This window comes from Streptomyces sp. NPDC127106 (assembly GCF_042677605.1).
Taxonomy (GTDB): domain Bacteria; phylum Actinomycetota; class Actinomycetes; order Streptomycetales; family Streptomycetaceae; genus Streptomyces.
On the sequence record NZ_JBHXTC010000001.1, the window covers coordinates 384267 to 402000 of the forward strand.

A 17734-nucleotide genomic window follows, 5' to 3' on the forward strand; every position below is an offset into this window, starting at 1 on the left:
GGGAATAACCCTCCATACGGCACGAGCGGAGGGGGCGGATGCCGCATGGACCAGGACGACGGGACGGACCGCGGGGCGGCGGGGCCCGCGCGGTCCGGAGGGTCGCGGGACCCTGACGGCCTCGCAACGGCGGTCGGGTGCCTGGGCTGGATCCTCGCGATCACCGCCTTGGTCGTGGGGGCGTCCGGCGGGCCCTGGCCGCTGGTGGTGGCCGCCTTCCTCGGGGTGCTCGTGGTGACCGGTACGGCCATGGCCGCGGCGGAGGGGCGCGGCGGCAGCAGGCCCGGCGGCGGCCGGAGCGGCCACGGCGGCTCCGGCGGCAGCACCGGAGGCTACGGGTGCGGCTCCGGCGGGGGCGGTGGCTGACCCCGGGAGCCCGGACCCTCGTGCACGCCCTCGTCGGCGAGGCCGGCACCGTCGACGCAGGTGAGCGGTACGCCGTCGCCGAAAGCACTCGGCATGACGGACCAAGCAGGTCCCGAGTTGCTCCCGCAGCCCTGGCCCGGCACCCGGGCCCGGGCGTTGTCGGCGCAGTGCTGGGAGGCGCTCGCGACCGAGGACGGAGCGGACCCCGGGCGGCGCCGGCTGTTCCGGCTCTACGAGGGCGTGCAGGCCGGCCGTGGAACCGGGCGGGGACTGACCCCGGCGACGGCCGCCCGCCCGGGGCACCCCGGGGTGGCCGACGCTCTCAGCCACATGTTGCCCAAGGGAGTGCCGCGCCCGCGGTGGCGGCGGGGCCACCGGGTCCGCGGCGTCTAGCTTCAGCGCACATGAGTGTCGACGACGACGCGGGCGGGCCCGCACCTTCGGTCGCGCGGCGCGGGCTGGTACGGGCCGGGCTGGGCGGCGCCGCCCTCCTGGGGACCGGGCTGCTCTGCGTGGCGTCAACGGCATCGGGGACGCGCCCGGAGCCCGGCGTGGGCGGTCCCCGGCCGACCGGGCCCGGGCCCGCGTGGCGGGAGCTCGCGGCGGGGAACCTGCGCTGGCGCACGCTCCACGAGCGCCACCCGGACGAGAGCCGCACCGTGCGGCGGGTGCTGATGGGCGGGCAGCATCCGTTCGCCGTGGTCCTGGGCTGCGTCGACTCCCGGGTGCCGCCGGAGCTGGTGGTCGACCAGGGGCTGGGCGATCTGCTGACGGTGCGTTCGGCGGGCCAGGTCCTGGACGAGGCCGTCCTGGGCAGCATCGCGTACGGCGTGCTGGAGCTGGACGTTCCGCTGGTCGTCGTCCTCGGCCACCAGGGGTGCGGGGCGGTCGCTGCCGCCGTGGACGCGGACGCGACCCATGCCCCGCTGCCGGCCCACCTCCGCTACCTGGCCGACCAGATCCGCCCCGCGGTGGATCCCGGCCTGCCCCGGCACGCCCGGGTGGACGCGGCCGTCACCGCTCACGTCCGCCGGGTCACGGCGAGTCTGGCCGCCGAACCGGACCTCGTGGGCCGGGTCGCCTCGGGCCGCCTGGCCGTGGTCGGGGCCCGCTACGAGCTCAGCAGCCAGCGGGTGACGCGCCTCGACTGACGGGCCCGCCGCGGCAGCGTCTGACGGCGCCACGGGGTGCCGGCCGAGACATCTCGTTCTGCACCCTTTGAGCCGGGAATTCCCCGGGGAGTGACGCGGGAGCCGCTTCCCACGCTGAAGGGCATGAGACGGACCCCCACCACCGACCCCCGAGGCCCCAGCCGATGCACCGACCACCCGGCGTCCCGGACGAGGACACCATCGAACTCTTCCTCCCCGACGTGGACGCACGCGCGGAAGTGACGGCCCTGCCGGCGGCGGCCACCCAGGAGGAGCGTCCGGTCTTCGTGGACTCCTCGGGGCGCAGACAGCTCCGGGTACGCCGCGTGGGCTACGTGCTGGTCGTACCCGCCGCCGCATACGTCGTGCTGCTCGTCAGCACCCTGCTGGGCGGCCCCACGATCGAATCGCCGCTGCTTCCCTCCGCCCAGGCCCCGCACTCCCCCGCCCCCGGCGACCCGACGGCCGGCACGCCCGGACCCACCCGCAGTGCCACGAGCGGCAGCCCCCGCCCGGCCCCGGCCGCCGCGCGCAGCAGTACGCCGCCCGCCTCCGGCGGGACCGACAGCCCGAGGCCCGGCACCGGGCCGGACCCGACGAAGGCCGCGGCGGAGCCGGGAGACACCGCCCCGACACAGCCCGGCGGGCACGGCCGCGGCAGGACCGCCCCGCCCGGCCAGGGCGGAGGCAAGCCCACCGCCCACCCCTGAGCGCAGCACGCCAGACACCGGGCACCCCCGCAGGCATCGCGCCGCACAGCAGTCAGGAACCCCTCCCCTTGTCGAAGAACCGTCGCCGCCCGGCCCGCGGCCGGCACAGCACCGTACGCACCGTTCCCCTGCGCACCCACTGGCTGCTGCTGACCACCCTCGTGCTGACGCTTTCGGCAGCGCTGCTCCTACAGGGCTACACCCAGCACCTGTTCGACTCCAGGCCGGACGCGGAGCCCCGGGACCGGGGGTCGGTGACGTCCGTGCCGGAGCAGATCCGCTCCGGCGGCCCGGTGATCGAGGGGGCGGCCGGCCGCACCGCCGGCCCGGCACCCCGCACCATGGCGCTGACCTTCGACGACGGCCCGGACCCCGTCTGGACCCCGAAGATCCTCGACGTGCTGCGCCGCAACGGCGTCCGTGCCACGTTCTTCACCGTCGGCACCAAGGTCGCCGAGAACCCCGGCCTCGCCCGCCGGATCGTCGACGAGGGCCACCAGATCGGCCTGCACAGCTTCACCCACACCGACCTCGGCGCGGCGTCCGCCTGGCGGCGCTCCCTGGAGCTGCGCGAGACCCAGCTCGTCATCGCCGGCGCCACCGGGGTCACCACTCCGCTGCTGCGGCCCCCGTACTCCTCCACGGCCAAGGCGCTCGGCGACGCCGACTGGGACGCCGTCGTCCAGGCGGGTCAGGAGGGCTACCTGACCGTCCTGACGACGCTCGACAGCGAGGACTGGCGCCGTCCGGGCGTCGAGCGGATCGTCGCCGACGCCACGCCGAAGGACACCGGCGGGCAGATCCTGCTGCTGCACGACGCCGGCGGGGACCGCGCGCAAACGGTCGCCGCACTGGAGCAGCTGGTGCCGCGGCTGAAGGCGTCCGGCTGGACGTTCGCCACCGTCGGCGACGCCGTCGCCCTGCCCGGGGCGGTCCGGCCCGCCGCGACGGCGGACCGGTGGCAGGGGCTCGCCCTGATCACCGCGATCCGTACCAGCGACTGGATCCTCGAAGGGCTCTCCTGGCTGCTGTGGGCCGCGGGCGCGGTCAGCCTGCTGCGCGCGGTCGCCGTCTTCGTCGCCGCCCGGCGCCACGTACGGATGCGCCGCAAGCCCTGGGGCCCTCCCGTCACCGAACCGGTGAGCGTCATCGTCCCCGCCTACAACGAGAGTGCCGGCATCGAGGCCGCGGTCCGCTCCCTGCTGGCCTCCGACCACCCCGTCGAGGTCATCGTCGTCGACGACGGCTCCACGGACGGCACGGCCGACATCGTCGAGGCCCTGCGGCTGCCCGGTGTCCGGGTCATCAGGCAGCAGAACGCGGGCAAGCCCGCCGCCCTCAACACGGGTATCGCCGCGGCCTCCTGCAACCTGCTCGTCATGGTCGACGGCGACACCGTCTTCGAGCCGGACGCCGTCCGCATGATCGTCCAGCCGTTCGCGAACCGCCGCGTCGGCGCCGTCTCCGGCAACGCCAAGGTGGTCAACCGGGGCGGGCTGCTCGGCCGCTGGCAGCACATCGAGTACGTCGTCGGCTTCAACCTCGACCGGCGCCTGTTCGACCTCGCGGAATGCATGCCCACCGTGCCCGGTGCCGTCGGCGCCTTCCGCCGCGAGGCGCTGCTGCGGGTGGGCGGCGTCAGCGACATCACCCTGGCCGAGGACACCGACCTGACCATGGCGCTGTGCCGGGACGGTTGGCGGGTGGTCTACGAGGAGCGCGCCAAGGCCTGGACCGAAGCGCCCGCCTCTCTCGGCGCGCTGTGGAAGCAGCGCTACCGCTGGTGCTACGGAACCCTGCAGGCGATGTGGAAGCACCGCGGCGCCCTCACCCAGCGGGGCCAGGCCGGCAAGCTGGGCCGCCGCGGCCTGCTCTACCTGCTGACGTTCCAGGTCCTGCTGCCGCTCCTCGCTCCGGTCGTCGACGTGTTCGCCGTCTACGGCTTGGTCTTCCTCGATCCCGTCCGCATCCTGGGGCTGTGGACGGCGTTCCTGGTCCTCCAGGTCCTGATGGGCCTCTACGCTTTCCGGCTCGACGGCGAGCGACCGGGACCGCTGTGGAGCCTGCCCCTCCAGCAATTCGTCTACCGCCAGCTCATGTACCTGGTCGTCATCCAGTCCGTGTTCACCGCGGTCGCGGGCTCCCGGCTGCGCTGGCAGCGGATGGAGCGCTACGGCAGCCTCCAGGTCCCGGTCGCCCCGGCGGACACGGCTCCGACCGCACCGCAGACCGCACCGGGGCCGGCACCGCAGCCCGGACCGGGGCCGGCGTACGCGTACGCGCCCGACGGCGGCCACGACACGGACCCCGCCTGGGGCCCGCACCCGTACGCGCAGACTCCGCAGCACCACATCTGGCCCTCGGACGGGCCGGACGGCGCGTACCGCTGACCCGGACGGACCCATCAGGCGTGCCGGGCGCTTCCGGGCGGGCGCCAATGGAGGCAGAGCACCCCTCTGCCCTGGAGCTGCCATGTCCTCTCCGAACGAACCGTCCGCTCCGGAACCGCCGCGCTCCGGGAGCGCGGCGCGCGAGGCGGCGAACGGCGCGGCGCGCGGATCGCCGGCGGGCCGCATCGTCCAAAGCACGGTCTCGGCGGTCATCCTGGTCCTGACCTGCATCCTGGTGCCCGTCTCGGTGCTCACCGTGTGGGTGCACGACATCGTGCTCGACACCGACCGGTACGTGGCCACCATGGCACCCCTCGCCCGGAACGAGGCCGTCCAGGCCGCCGCGGTCCACCGCGCCACCGAGGCCGTCGCCGTGCACGTCGACTCCCGGGCGGTCACCGACGACGTGGCCGACTGGCTGGAGTCGCAGGGCCTGCCGCCCCGGGCCGCGGACGCGGTGCGCGGGCTGGCCCCGCAGGTGGACTCCGCCATCGACGGGGCGGTCACCAAGGTGGCCACCCGCTTCGTGGAGAGCGACCAGTTCGCCGACGTCTGGACGGGTGCGAACCGGGTCGCGCACGCGGCCGTCGTGCACGCGCTCACCGGCCAGGGACGCGGCGCGGTCGGCGTGTCCGACGGAACGGTCACCCTGAACATCGGCACGCTGGTGGAGCAGATCAAGGACGCCCTCGTGAACGCCGGGCTGTCCCCGGCGAGCAAGATCCCCGAAGTGCACAAGCAGATGGTGCTGTTCCAGTCCGAGGAGCTGGGCAAGATCCGCAACGCCGCCCACCTGCTGGACGTCCTCGGGAACTGGCTGCCCGTCATCACCGTGCTGCTCGGCGCGGGCGGGGTGCTGATGGCCCGGCACCGGCGCCGCGCGCTCGCCTGGACGGCGCTGGGCGCCGCCTTCGCCTGCCTGATCGTGGCCGTCGCCCTGGTCATCGGCCGCCGCTACTACCTCGACCACCTGCCCGCCCAGGTGCAGTCCCCGGCCGCGGCCGCGGCGATCTTCGACACGCTCGTGCGCTTCCTGCGGGTCAGCCTGCGCACCACGATCGCCCTGGGCATCGTCGTCGCCCTCGGCGCCTACCTGATCGGCCCCGGCCGGCTGCCGAAGGCGGTGCGGGGCGCGTCCGACCGCACCGCGGACTCCGCCGCCCTGTGGGCGGACCGGCACCGGATCCACACGGGCAGGGCCGGGACCTGGGTCGAGGCCAACCGCCGGTGGATCACGCTGGGCGCCATGCTCGTGGTGGTGCTGGTCTTCGCGCTGTGGAACCACCCGACGGTGCTGACCATCCTGCTGCTGGTCCTCATCCTGCTCGTGCTGCTCGCCCTGATCGCGCTGCTCGCCGCGAGCGGCCGGGTGAACGGGAACGGTGGCGCGGAACGCCCGGCGGGACCACCCCCGGACGCCGGGTGAGCCGGCGTCCGCCCCCGCCGCCGCGCAGCCCGCGCCGGGCGGCGGGGGGCGGGGGGCGGGGGGCGCTCCCGGTCACTCCGGGAGCCTGCGCATCTCCACCACGTGCAGGCCGAGGGCCTGGAACCGGGCGAGCAGGCCGTACAGGTGGGCCTCGTCGGTGACGGGGCCGAACAGGACCGTCTCGTCGGTGATGACGAAGTTCTTCAGCTCGGGGAAGGCCCCGCTGAGCGTCTCCGACATCTGCCCGTCGATGCGGATCTCGTATCGCATGAGCGCTCTCTTTTCCCTGCTGGGAAGGCTCGTTCCTCCATGCTGGGCGCGTCGCGGCCGGCAGGCATCACCCGGTGGAGGTGAGCGCGCCCCGACGCGCTGCGTGCGCGGGCAGCGTCGTGCACCGGTACGGCTACGGCTGCGGGGTCAGAGCAGCTCCAGCTCGCGGGCCCGCCGGACCGCTTCGCCGCGGCGGTTCGCCGAGAGCTTGCGGTAGATGCTCTTGAGGTGGGTCTTGACCGTGTTGACGGAGAGGCTCAACTCGGCGGCGATCTCCTCGGTGGACAGCATCTGCGCCGCGCAGGCGAGGACGTCGTGCTCGCGTTCGCTGAGCGGTTCGACCACGAGGACCGTACCCGCCGCGGCAGGCCCCGCGGGCCGTACCGCGGCCCCGGTACCGGCCCGGGCTCCTGCTGCGGCCCCGGCCCCCGCCCCGGCTGGTCCGGGCGCGAGCCAGTCGTGTCCGGGAACCGGGCGGGCACGCAGGGCCCGGCGCAGCCACGGGCCGGCGTCGAGGAACGGGCGGCGCAGTCGCTCGGGGCGGGCCAGGCCCAGGGCGCGCACGACCAGGCGTCGTGCCGCCGTCGTGTCGCCCAGGCCGTCCGCGGCCTCCGCGCGGGCCAGGAGGGCGCGTACGGTCACGGCGGGGCCGGCGGCGTCGCCCGTGACGAGGGGGTCCAGGACCTCGATCGCCCGCGCGCTCTCGCCGTCCGCGATCCAGGCGCGCGCGGCGGCGACGGCGCTTTCCGCGGCGAGGAACCGGGCCGCGTCGCCGAGGGCTTCGCGCGCGGCCTTCGGGTCCCCCAGAGCCAGGTGCGCGGCCGATGCGGCCAGGGCGAGGTGGGCGTCCACCCAGGGGGAGGGCTCCCCCGCCGCCGGGCGGGCAACGGCTCCGGTCAGCAGTTCCAGGGATCCCGCCGGGTCGCCCCCGGCCGTCAGCACACGTGCGCCCAGGATCACGAGACCGGCGGCGACGACGGGGTCGTCGCGGGCCCCCGCGGACTGCGCGGCCCGCTCCAGAGCCGCGCCCGCGGCTGCCAGGTCGTCCTGCTCGATGGCGACCGCGGCCGGCACCAGGTCGGCCGCCCCGCTGCAGTGGGCCGGCAGGAGGCCGTTCCGCGTCGCCTCGGCTGCCGCCTCGCGGGCCCGGGCCCCGGCCCGGCCGGGCTGCCCGCGCAGGAGGTCGGTCAGGGCGAGCCGGGCCAGGGCTTCGTGCCGCGGGCCGGCCAGGTCCGGGCCTTCGGAGGCGTCGACGGCGGCGGACAGCGCCTCCGCTGCGGTATCGAGCTGCCCGGCCCACAGCCGTGCGGCTCCCAGGCCGGTCAGCAGCAGCGCGGACAGTTCGGGATGCTGTGCGAGGTACTCGGACGGCACCTGCCGGGCCGGCTCCGCTGCGTCCGCGGCGGCCTCCTCGGCCATGGCCACCGAGCCGGCCAGCCGGCCCGCCACCACGCGCAGGACCGCGCGGGTCAGCTGCACCGCGGGCAGCTCCCGCGCGTTCTGCGGGTCCTTCGGGTCCCGTGCCGGCCGCTCCTCGGCCGCGCGCAGGCGGGCCAGGCCGCCGGTGACGTCGTACCGGGCGAAGTCGAGCGCGGCCCGCACCAGTTCGGGGGCGGGGCCCGGCGTGCCGGGGGGCAACGCGGAGAAGACCTCGGCCAGCCGGTCCGCGTCGAGCCCGGTGAAGAGGCGGCCGATGGCCAGGCGGCCGACGAACTGGGAGGCGGCGAACTCCCAGTCGCCGGCCGCGGCGGCGTGCGGCAGGGCGGTCACGAGCTGTCCGGCGTCGCAGAGCCAGCGGGCCGCCCTCCCGTGCAGTTCCCGTGGCAGCCCGGGTTGCCCGGACCGCAGGTGGACCCGCAGGATCTCGGCGAACAGGGGATGGTGCCGGTACCAGGAGTGGCCGACCGCAGTGACGAAGGCGTTCGCCCGCTCCAGCGAGGCCAGGATGGCGGCGCCGTCCTCGCGGCCGGTCAGGGCGTTCGCCAGGTCGGGGTGGGTCTGCTCCAGGATGCTCGTGCGCAGCAGCAGGTCCTGGGTCTCGAAGGGCTGGGTGGCCAGGACCTCGCCGAGGAGGTAGTCGGCGACGGTGCTGCGGCCGGCCTCGAACTCCTTGAGGAAGCGGGCCGGGTCGTCGGTCTCGTGCATGGCCAGGGCGCACAGCCGCACCCCGGCTGCCCAGCCCTCCGTCCGCTCGGTCAGCAGCCGCGCCGCCTCGGCGCCGCCGTCCAGGCCGTGGCGGTCCAGGAGGGCGGCCGTCTCGTCCTGGCTGAAGGCCAGGTCCGCGCCGCGGATGTCGGCCATCTCGTCGCCGGCGCGGTACCGGTGGAGCGGCAGCAGCGGCTCCGTGCGGCTGATGAGGACCAGGTGCAGCGCGGGGCGGGAGTGCTGGAGGACGAAGGCGACCTGCTCCGCGATCACCGGCGCGGTGACGCGGTCGAACTCGTCCAGGACGAGCAGGACCGGGTCGCGGAGCCCGCTCAGGTGCGCGGCGAAGCGGACGAGCAGCGCGTGGTCGACCTCTTCGGCACGGGCCGGTGTGCCGACGTCGTCGGGCAGGGGCAGCCCGTGGTGGCGCAGCGCCTCCAGGACGTAGGCCCAGAACATGCCCGGGGCGTTGTCGTCGGCCTCGGTGGTCAGCCAGGCGACGGGCCACGGGAGGGGGTGCCGGGCGAGCCAGTCGGCGACGAGGAGGGTCTTTCCGGCGCCGGCCGGGCCGTTCACCAGCACCAGGGGGCGGCTGACGCCGTCGGCCAGCCGCTGCGTGAGGCGGGGGCGGCGGACGAAGGTGTGCGGGACGGAGGGGATCGCGAAGCGGGTGGGCAGGACCGGGACACCGAAGGCCCGGGTGCCACGGGGCTCCCGTGCTGCCGTGCGGGGTGTGGAGCGGGAGGCTGCTGTCTCACCCATGCCTATCACCAGGAGGACGGGGCGGCCGCGCGTGCGGATCCCTTTCGGCATGATCGTACGTCGCACGTCGGCGGGGCACCTTTCGGATCACCCCTGCCGGGTGATGCGCGGACCGCCCCCGGCCGCCGGCCGCCGGGCCTCGGGGCGGCCGGCCTCGGGCGGCGGACCTCGGGGCGGCCGGCCTCGGGCGGCGGGCCTCGGGGCGGCGGGCGACCGGCTCCCGCCCGGTCACCCGATGGCGTGAGAAAGCGCGGATACGCCACTCATGCGAGTGATCTTGAGGCGGGCCGGACCGTCCGGGGTGTCACGATCACCGCCGGGTCCGCGTCGCCGCGACCACTCGCTCCCCGATCGTTCGAGGACCGCCCGTGACTGTCATCGCCCCTTCCGCCCCGCCCCGCATCCGTCTGGCCGCGCGCTGCCGGGCCCTCGTCGACTCCCCCGCCTTCGGGGCCGGTGTCCTCGCGCTGATCCTGTGCAACGCGGTGCTGCTGGGTGCGGAGACCTACAGCGGGTTCGCCGCCGCGCACCGGGAGCTGCTGGCAGGCGCAGAGAACCTCTTCCTGACCCTGTTCGGGGTGGAGCTGGCGGTGCGCGCCGCCGCCTGCGCCGACCGGCCGAAAGCTTTCCTCCGGGACCCTTGGAACCTCTTCGACCTGGCCGTGCTCCTGGCCGCGTTCCTGCCGGTGGTCCGGGAGAACACGAGCGTGCTGCGGCTGCTGCGGCTCAGCCGGGTGCTGCGCACCGCCCGGTTCCTGCCCCAGCTGCGGGTGCTGCTGATCGCGGTGGGGCGGGCCGTGCCGGGCACGCTCAGCTTCCTGTGCGTGGGCGCGCTCGTGGTGTACGTGTACGCGATGGTCGGCTGGATGTGCTTCGCCGACAGCGACCCGGTGCACTTCGGGTCGGTGGGCCGGGCCTGCCTCACCCTGTTCCTGCTGACGACGATGGACGGCTTCGCGGACGCGGTGCGGGCCGGGCTGGAGTTGTCGCGGCTGACCTTGCTGTACTACGCCTCGTACGTGCTGCTGGCGTCGTTCGTCCTGGTCAACGTGTTGATCGGGGTGGTGCTGGGCTCCCTGGAGGAGGCTCGGGAGCAGGAGCGGCAGGCTCGGCTCGACCTGAAGCAGCAAGGTCGCCCCGAGCCGGTCGGTCCCACCTCCGCCGAGCTCCGGGCCCGCCTGGCGGAGGCCCGGCGGGCCCTGGACGAGGTGGAGGCCGCGCTGGCCCGGGCCCCGCACCCGGCCCGGCCCGACCGGCCTTGCGACAAGGGCGCCGCGGTCCCGGCCGGCGGCGTCCCGGCAGAACTCCAGGCGGTGGCAGGGCCGCCCGCCTGAGCAGCGGCGCGGTGCCGACGTCGTGGCCCTTCGGTTCGTTCGTCCCGGGCCGGTCCACCGCCGGTCTAACCGCCGGCGGTCGCGGTCCAGGAGAGCAGCATGCGCAGGGCGTCGTGGGAGGGGCTGCCCGGTTCGGCGGCGTACGTGATCAGTGCCTGGCCCGGGTCGTCGGCGGCGCGCAGGGTCTCGTAGGAGAGGACCAGGTCTCCGGCGACCGGGTGGTGGTAGTGCTTCGTGCCGGAGGTCTTGTCCCGGACGGGGTGTTCCGCCCACCACCGGCGGAAGTCCTCGCTGCGCTCGGCCAGTTCCGCGACGAGCCGGGCGAGCCGGTGGTCGTCGGGCCGGCGGCCCGCCTCCAGCCGCAGGAAGGCGGCGTTCTCGCGGGCGCAGGACTCCCAGTCCCCGTACAGGCTGCGCGACGCCGGGTCGAGGAAGGTGATGCGGGCGATGTTGCGCTCAGCGGGATCCAGGGCGCCGTAGTCGCCGAAGAGCGCGACCGCCGCCCGGTTCCAGGCGAGGATGTCCATCCGCTCCCCCATCACGAGGGCGGGCAGGTCGTGGAGTTCGTCCAGCAGCCGGCGGAGCACGGGGCGGACGCGCTGCGCCGCGGGGGCCTCGCCGTCCGCCGGGGGCGCGGGACGGGCGGGCCGCGCGGGGCGGGCCAGCCGGTGGAGGTGGCGGGTCTCGTCCTCGTCCAGGCGCAGCGCGCGGGCGAGTGCGTCCAGGACCGCGTCGGACGGGTTGGGCACGCGGCCCTGTTCCATCCGCGTGTAGTAGTCGACGCTGACGCCGGCGAGTTGGGCGATCTCCTCGCGGCGCAGCCCGGCGACGCGGCGTACGCCGCCGAAGTCGGGCAGCGCCACGTCGCCGGGGTGCAGGAGGGCGCGGCGGGTGCGCAAGAACTCGCCGAGGCCGCCGGTGGGGGTGGCTGTGGTGCTCATGCCCACGATTCTCTCCGGCAGGAGGGCGCGCAGCCTGGCCCTGCGGGACCCCCTCAGGCGGCGGGGAGGGCGCCCACGAGTCCGCCGTCGATGACGAGGTCCTGCGCGGTGATGTAGGAGGAGTGCGGGGAGAGCAGGAACGCCACGGCGTGGGCGACGTCCTCGGCGGTCCCGAGCCGCCCGAGGGGGATACCGGCCCGGATCGGCTCGTGGTCGGCGGGGTCGGGGACGGCCCCGTGGAACATCTCGGTCTCGATGTAGCCGGGGCTCACCGAGTTCACCCGGATGTTGCGGGGCGCGAGGTCGCTGCCGAGGGTCCGGGCGAGGCTGTGGACGGCGGCCTTGGTGGCGGCGTAGACGGGCGCGACGGCCATGCCCCGGTGCAGGGTCCAGGAGGCGTTGAGGACGACGGCTCCGCCCCCGGCGGCGTCCAGCAGCGGCAGGGCCTTCTGCACCGTCAGGAACACGCCCTTGAAGTTGACGTCGACGAGGCGGTCGAGGTGCCGTACGTCCGCTTCGGCGGCCGGCTTGAAGTCGGCGATGCCGGCGTTGGCGAAGACCCCGTCGAGCCGTCCGTGCCGCCGCCGGACCTCCTCGGCCACCCGCTCCGTGTCCGCCTCGTCGGCTACGTCACCGCGTACGGTGACCAGCCGGTCCCCGCCGTCGAGCCGCTCGGCTGCGCGGGCGAGCCGCTTCTCGTCTCGGCCGGTGATGACGACGTGGGCCCCGCCGTCGAGCAGGAGGCGGGCGGTGGCGAAGCCCATGCCGCTGGTCCCGCCGGTCACCAGGACGATCCGGTCCTGGAATCCCGTCACGTCGCCCGTGCGGGTGCTGGTGGTGGTGCTGGTGGTGGTGCTGGTGGTGGTGTTCTCGTCCATGCCCCCACTCTCGTCGGCGCGCCCCCCGGCAACCAGGCCCTGCCGGTCCCAGGCTCGGCACTCCCCCGTTCCCCCGCTCCCCGCTCCCCGTTCTCCGGGTCGGCGGGCGGCACGGCGTCAGGGGCAGGGCATGCTCATGTAGAGCGCCTGCTCCCCTTCGGACGCGGTGCCCTGGTACAGGCTGGTGTCCAGGCCGCAGAAGGCGAAGCCCATCCGGCGGTAGGCGTGGATGGCGGGGGCGTTGACGTTGGTCACCTCCAGCCAGATGTGCCCGGCGCCCCGCTCGCGGGCGAAGTCGGCGGCGTGACCGATGAGCGCGCGGCCGACGCCGCGGCCCCGGTGGTCCGGGGCGACCTCGATGTCCTCGATGGTCAGCCGCCGGTTCCACGCGGAGTAGGAGACGGCGGCGAAGCCGGCGAGGGCCCCGTCGGCGCCGACCGCGACGAACGTGCGGTCGTCGTCCGGGCGGCCGTCGTCACCGCTGTCGTCGTCGAAGCCGTCGTCGGGGAAGACCTTGACCAGCGGCGGGTCCACGGGCACCTCGCGGAGTGCGAACCCGCCGTCGGTGACGGCCACTTCGAAGACGGTGGAGGTGGTGAAGGACCCGTCGAGGGCCACGATGGCCTCCGCGTCCTCGGGGCGGGCGGTGCGGAACTCGTACGTCGTTTCCTTGGTCGCGGTCATGCCACGAGGCTATGCCCGACCAGCCGCGGACGGGGAGGTTCCGGCTACGGGCGGGCCAGGACGTCGCTCAGCCGGTGGGCGTAGACCACGCGGCCGCAGGGCGAGCCGGTGTCGGTGCAGCCCGGTGTCCCGTCCGCCCGGTGCTCGGTCAACGACCACAGGTACTGGGTGCCGCCGCCCGGCACGCTCTGTCCGTGTTCGAGGTACAGGTCCTCCGGGCCGACCGCGTTGGTGATGTTGCCGCCGAGGTCCACCAGGCGGCCGCCGCTGACCGTGGCCCGGCGCAGGCTTCCGCTGTGGTCCGTCCAGCTGCGGTTGAAGTAGTACGTGCCGTCGTAGCGGACGGCGCCCTGGGTGAGGTCCCGCGGCAGGTGGTACGCCGACGTCGCGGCCACCACCCCGCCGGTCGTCTTCAGCAGGCCCGTGGCGTCGTCGATGGGCAGCGCCCCGACCCGGCCCTTCTCCGGGTGGTCGGTGTCTGAGTCGCAGTACTCGCCCGTGATCAGCGCGGGGGCCGCGGTGTTGCTGCGGTCGATCGAGATGTACGAGGCCTTGGGCGCGCCGGTGGCGACGCAGGTCCCGGCGGAGGTGTTGCCCTGGGCTGCGGCGAACTTGTACGAGGCCACCTGCGGCAGGACGTACCGGTAGGTGTGGCTGTAGTAGACGTTGCTCTGCCGGCCGATCTTGGTCTCGTCCCGGACGTTGCTCTTCAGGCCGTCGAGCGTGGCGTCGTCGACCGAGGCGTCCCGGTCCGGGTTGAGGTCGAGGATGTTGCGCAGGTCGAAGACGCGCAGGCCGTTCAGCGTGTCCGCGACGTAGAGGTGGTACTTGTACCAGGCGATGCCCCCGGCGTGGACGTCGACCGCCCGGTAGGACGCGTTGCCGTACGCGTTGTCGTACGGCTCCACCAGCAGCACGTGGCGGTAGCGGCGCCCGTCGGGGTCGCCCGGCACCGCTGTCTCCGGGTCCAGGAAGGACAGCCGTACGCCCTTCGCTCCGGTCTTGTCGTACCAGGCCGTGATCAACGGCTTGCGGGTGCCCCAGAGTTCGTCGGCCTGGGCGTCGGAGACGCCGGTGATGCCCTGCGGGATCCACTCCTGGGTGTCGGCGTCGCCGCCGTCCCAGCAGAACTTCTTCGCCGGGGCGAGCACGGTGCCGTTGTCGCCGGTGCCGAAGGGGTCGGCGGTGCAGGAAGCGCCGGTCTTCGCGACCCGGTTGCCCTGGTCGAGCAGGTCCTGGACGCCCTGGGCGGGCAGGGCCGCCTTCAAGTCGGCGACGTGGCCGTGCAGATCGGGCCCGGGCTTGAGGTTGAAGGAGGAGGCGGTGGCCGGGTCGCCGGGCGCGGCGTGTGCCGGACCGCCGAGGAGGGGTATCGCGAGGAGGACCGCGGCGAGCGCGGCGGCCCAGCCGGCGCACCGCCGGGAGGGGCGGGCCGGGGACGGTGTCGTCATGGATCTGACCTCTGGTCACGTGGGAGCGGAAACCACGGAGATCATGTCAATCCGGCGTCCGCCGGATCCAGGTGGGTGGCCGGATTTCCCCCGCCCGCCCCGGCGGTGGGGCCCGGGCGCGGCGCGGACGCGCACGCCCGGGCCCGGGCCGTCGGCACGACGGGACGGCCGCGTCAGCCGCCGGCCGTCTTGCGCATGTGCTCCTCGGCGCGCCGCTCGAACTCCTCATGCGGCACGTCCTCGATGTGGGTGGCGATCGTCCACCTGTGCCCGAACGGGTCGAGCACCTGTCCCGTCCGGTCGCCGAAGAAGTGGTCCTGGACCTCTCGCTGCGGCGTCGCCCCGGCCTTGACGGCCCGGGCGAAGGTGGCATCGACGTCTTCGACGAACAAGTACAGGGTGACGGGGGTTCCGCCGATGGCGCGGGGGCCGAGCAGGCCGGCCTCCCGGAGCTCGTCGGACAGCATGACGATCGTGCTGCCCATCTTGATCTGCGCGTGCATGATCTTGCCGTTGGGTGCGGTGGAGCGGGCCAGCTCCCTCGCCCCGAAGGCCTCGGTGTAGAAGGCGATCGCCTCGCTCGCGCCGTCGACGGACAGGTAGGCCGTCAGCTCCGCGTAGCCGTCCGGAATCGGTTGGACCATTCTTGACCTCCTTGGTTGTTCGGGTGGGGGTGAGGGACCGCGTGCTATGCGGCGCTGATCCGGTCGAGTGCCCCGAGGAAGGTGCGCAGCTCGTCCTCGGTGCCGAGCGAGACGCGCAGGTGGCCGGGGTAGCCGAACATGCCGGTGTCCCGGACGAGGATGCCGTGCTCCTTGGCGAGGGTGTCCTGCGCCTCCCCGGAGGCCTCGACGCGGACGGCGACGAAATTGGTCTCCGAGGGCACGTACCGGTAGCCGCGCCGCTCCAGCTCCGCGTAGAACCACTCCCGGCGTTCCGCGGCGCCCTTGCGGATGCCGTCCAGGAACGGCTGGTCCGCGAGGGCGGCCAGGGCGGCCGCCTGGGCGACCCGGTTGACGCTGAACGGAAGGACGGTCAGGGTCCGGCGGACCTCGGCGATGAGGTCGGCGGGGCCGACGGCGTAGCCGATCCGCAGGGCCGCCAGGCCGTACGCCTTCGAGAAGGTGCGCAGCGCGAGCACCGGGGCGTCCCCGTCGAGGAAGTCCCGGGTCTGGGGCAGGCCCGGGTCGCCGAACTCCTGGTAGGCCTCGTCGAAGACGAGCGGCACACCGCTCGACCGCGCCGCGGCGACCAGGGCGGCGAAGTCCTCCTGCGCCAGGGCCGTCCCCGAGGGGTTGTGCGGGTTGCATACGTACCCGATGCCGTGCTCGGGCAGTGCGGCCGCGAAGTCCCCGATGTCGATGGCCCCGTCCCGCAGGGGCCGTGCGACGGCTCCGCGGCCGATGCGTTCGAGGGCCTCGCGGTAGCCGGGGAAGGTGCCCGCGGTGACCAGGCCGGGCCGTGTGAGGTCCCCGAGGGTCAGCGCGGTCGCCAGCACCAGCTCGTCGCTGCCGTTGGCCACGGCGATCTGCTCCTCGGAGACGCCCCAGTGCGCGGCGAGCGCCGTGACGAGTGCGTCCCGCTGCGGGGAGGGGTAGCGGCTGACCCGTTCCAGTGCCGCGGTCGCGGCGGCGACGGCGGCGGGGCTCGCGCCGTACGGACTCTCGCTCAGGTGCAGCCGCACCATCGAGTCCGCGTCGGGCACGCTGGTGTTGTAGACCTTCGGCTCCGGCCGGGCGGGCGCAGTCACAGGTCGGATCCCAACAGGATGCCGAAGCAGTAGCTCCCCACCGCCGCTTCCCTGGTGACGAAGTGGTGCTCGCTGCCGGCGGGGATCCGCATGACGGCTGGGGAGGTCAGCTCGTGGAGCACGCCGTCGAGGTGGACCTCGATGCGGGCCTGGCCCGGGAGCGGCGAGACGAGGAGGTATATCTCGTCGACCTCGTGGGTGTGCGGCGCGGCGACCGGCTTGTCGACGAGCGTGCTGAGCTCGCCGCCGGCGATCTGCACTGGCATGCCGCCGAACATGTCGCCGGTCAGGTAGAAGGGGGCGGGCTGGTGGTGTCCTGCGACCGCGAGCGGGATCGGCAGCTCGGACACGATCTCGGCGGTGGTCGTCTCGCTCACGCCGCCTCCAGGACGAAGAGGTAGGTGTGGGGCGCGCCGAAGGGCACCGCGTTGCGCAGGCGCATGCCTCCCTTGTCGAAGAGCTCCTCGTACTGCTCGCGGGTGTAGATCGGGACGCCCATGAGGGCGTGCGCCAGCTCGAAGCCGCTGGAGAAGATCGGCAGGGTGCCGTCGCCGTTCCCGGGCCGGACGGTGGTGTCGCCCAGCAGGAAGGTGTTGGCCTTGGGGAACGCGGCGCGCAGGCGGGGGATCACCTGGTCGCGGCGCTGCGGGTCGACCAGCAGGTCGTGCAGGAACATGAAGCTCATGACGACGTCGGCCTGGTCGGCGCCCTCGACGCGGTGGTCGTTGAACAGGATGTCGAGCACGTCCGCGCAGACGGGCTCGACGGTGCCGCGCAGCCCGTACCGCTCGACGGTCTCGGCTCCGAGTTCGGTGGCGGACTTGCTGATGTCGATGCCGATCCCGCGGCTGCCGGGGCGTGCCTCGACCAGTCGGGAGACCCGCTCGCTGACGCCGGCGCCGAGGTCGACGAGGGTGGTGAAGTCGAGCCGGGCGATCTCCTGGTCCAGGAGGTGCCGCATGAGCGCACTGTCCGCCTGGGCCGAGCCGAGGGCCACCATGCCCTCGTCGCGGTGCAGGTCGACGCCGAAGCGGCGGTCCCCGCGGGCGACGGAGGCGGCGTTCGCGAAGACGTCGTGGTAGCCGCCGACGCCCCAGGTGAAGAAGCCGATGGTCTGGCGTGCGTCCTCGCCGCTGCGGGTCGTCTCGACGCGGTCGCCGCGGACGTTGACGTATCCGAAGGATTCGGCGCCGCTCACCAGGGAGCGGACGACGGCGGGATCGAGGTGGTTCTCCCGGCAGAACGCGGCGATCTCGACGGAGCCGTCGTCCTGGAGTCGCTGGAACAGTCCGAGGCGCTCCAGTGCGTGGAGCACGTGGGCGCAGATGAAGCCGTTGAAGGCGGTGTCGGGGTTCAGCGGCGTGGGTGCCTCGCCCTGCCACTGTTCAGTCGAAGCGTGTACCGGCGTCAATCGTCTACACCTCTCAGGAATGCGGCGGGCGGGCCGCGAAGGCACCGCCCGCCGCGTGAAGTGGC

17 protein-coding genes are annotated in these 17734 nt (G+C 74.3%); 7 read left to right on the plus strand and 10 right to left on the minus strand.

Going from position 1 to position 17734, the window contains the following annotated elements:
• Window positions 1-45: 45 nt before the first annotated feature.
• The 6 genes from ACFVGY_RS01620 to ACFVGY_RS01645 all read left to right on the plus strand — a co-directional run bounded on the left by ACFVGY_RS01620 (window position 46) and on the right by ACFVGY_RS01645 (window position 6043).
• On the plus strand, window positions 46-366 hold the full coding sequence (locus ACFVGY_RS01620) for a hypothetical protein (protein WP_385669248.1): 321 nt from the start codon (window positions 46-48) through the stop codon (window positions 364-366).
• Window positions 367-459: 93 nt separating this feature from the next.
• Window positions 460-759 (plus strand): hypothetical protein, encoded by a 300-nt coding sequence (locus tag ACFVGY_RS01625; RefSeq protein ID WP_385669251.1) that lies wholly within the window; start codon window positions 460-462, stop codon window positions 757-759.
• Between the two features lie 11 nt (window positions 760-770).
• On the plus strand, window positions 771-1517 hold the full coding sequence (locus ACFVGY_RS01630; protein WP_385669254.1) for a carbonic anhydrase: 747 nt from the start codon (window positions 771-773) through the stop codon (window positions 1515-1517).
• Between the two features lie 164 nt (window positions 1518-1681).
• On the plus strand, window positions 1682-2227 hold the full coding sequence (locus ACFVGY_RS01635; protein WP_385669256.1) for a hypothetical protein: 546 nt from the start codon (window positions 1682-1684) through the stop codon (window positions 2225-2227).
• A 68-nt stretch (window positions 2228-2295) separates the two neighbouring features.
• The gene (locus ACFVGY_RS01640) at window positions 2296-4617 is read left to right on the plus strand and encodes a bifunctional polysaccharide deacetylase/glycosyltransferase family 2 protein (RefSeq protein WP_385669259.1); all 2322 of its coding nucleotides are present in this window, start codon (window positions 2296-2298) and stop codon (window positions 4615-4617) included.
• 82 nt (window positions 4618-4699) lie between these two features.
• Entirely contained in the window at window positions 4700-6043 is a 1344-nt protein-coding gene (locus tag ACFVGY_RS01645; protein ID WP_385669262.1) for a hypothetical protein, read from the plus strand.
• Between the two features lie 72 nt (window positions 6044-6115).
• Here the strand turns inward: ACFVGY_RS01645 and ACFVGY_RS01650 are convergent, their stop codons facing one another.
• Window positions 6116-6313: a hypothetical protein gene (locus ACFVGY_RS01650; protein ID WP_385422656.1), complete on the minus strand. Its 198-nt coding sequence runs from the start codon at window positions 6311-6313 to the stop codon at window positions 6116-6118.
• A 147-nt stretch (window positions 6314-6460) separates the two neighbouring features.
• Window positions 6461-9220: a LuxR C-terminal-related transcriptional regulator gene (locus ACFVGY_RS01655; RefSeq protein ID WP_385669266.1), complete on the minus strand. Its 2760-nt coding sequence runs from the start codon at window positions 9218-9220 to the stop codon at window positions 6461-6463.
• Window positions 9221-9597: 377 nt separating this feature from the next.
• Here ACFVGY_RS01655 and ACFVGY_RS01660 point away from each other — a divergent pair, with 377 nt between their 5' ends.
• The gene (locus ACFVGY_RS01660) at window positions 9598-10554 is read left to right on the plus strand and encodes an ion transporter (RefSeq protein ID WP_385669842.1); all 957 of its coding nucleotides are present in this window, start codon (window positions 9598-9600) and stop codon (window positions 10552-10554) included.
• A gap of 65 nt (window positions 10555-10619) precedes the next feature.
• Here the strand turns inward: ACFVGY_RS01660 and ACFVGY_RS01665 are convergent, their stop codons facing one another.
• The 8 genes from ACFVGY_RS01665 to ACFVGY_RS01700 form a co-directional block, all read right to left on the minus strand.
• Window positions 10620-11495, minus strand: coding sequence for a helix-turn-helix transcriptional regulator (locus ACFVGY_RS01665; protein WP_385669269.1), 876 nt, complete (start codon window positions 11493-11495; stop codon window positions 10620-10622).
• A gap of 53 nt (window positions 11496-11548) precedes the next feature.
• Entirely contained in the window at window positions 11549-12373 is an 825-nt protein-coding gene (locus tag ACFVGY_RS01670) for an SDR family NAD(P)-dependent oxidoreductase (protein WP_385669272.1), read from the minus strand.
• A 117-nt stretch (window positions 12374-12490) separates the two neighbouring features.
• Window positions 12491-13057 carry a GNAT family N-acetyltransferase gene (locus tag ACFVGY_RS01675; RefSeq protein WP_385669275.1) on the minus strand — a complete coding sequence of 189 codons (567 nt, stop codon included), beginning with the start codon at window positions 13055-13057 and terminating at the stop codon, window positions 12491-12493.
• 44 nt (window positions 13058-13101) lie between these two features.
• Complete coding sequence (locus ACFVGY_RS01680) at window positions 13102-14508, minus strand: hypothetical protein (protein WP_385669278.1); 1407 nt, start codon at window positions 14506-14508, stop codon at window positions 13102-13104.
• A gap of 173 nt (window positions 14509-14681) precedes the next feature.
• Complete coding sequence (locus ACFVGY_RS01685) at window positions 14682-15152, minus strand: VOC family protein (RefSeq protein WP_385669280.1); 471 nt, start codon at window positions 15150-15152, stop codon at window positions 14682-14684.
• A gap of 44 nt (window positions 15153-15196) precedes the next feature.
• The gene (locus tag ACFVGY_RS01690; RefSeq protein WP_385669283.1) at window positions 15197-16258 is read right to left on the minus strand and encodes a pyridoxal phosphate-dependent aminotransferase; all 1062 of its coding nucleotides are present in this window, start codon (window positions 16256-16258) and stop codon (window positions 15197-15199) included.
• Window positions 16255-16635 (minus strand): cupin domain-containing protein, encoded by a 381-nt coding sequence (locus tag ACFVGY_RS01695; protein WP_385669286.1) that lies wholly within the window; start codon window positions 16633-16635, stop codon window positions 16255-16257. Before ACFVGY_RS01695 ends, ACFVGY_RS01690 begins: the two co-directional genes overlap by 4 nt.
• Entirely contained in the window at window positions 16632-17669 is a 1038-nt protein-coding gene (locus ACFVGY_RS01700) for a class I SAM-dependent methyltransferase (RefSeq protein ID WP_385669289.1), read from the minus strand. The genes ACFVGY_RS01695 and ACFVGY_RS01700 overlap by 4 nt, the downstream gene beginning before the upstream one ends.
• Window positions 17670-17734 lie beyond the last annotated feature (65 nt).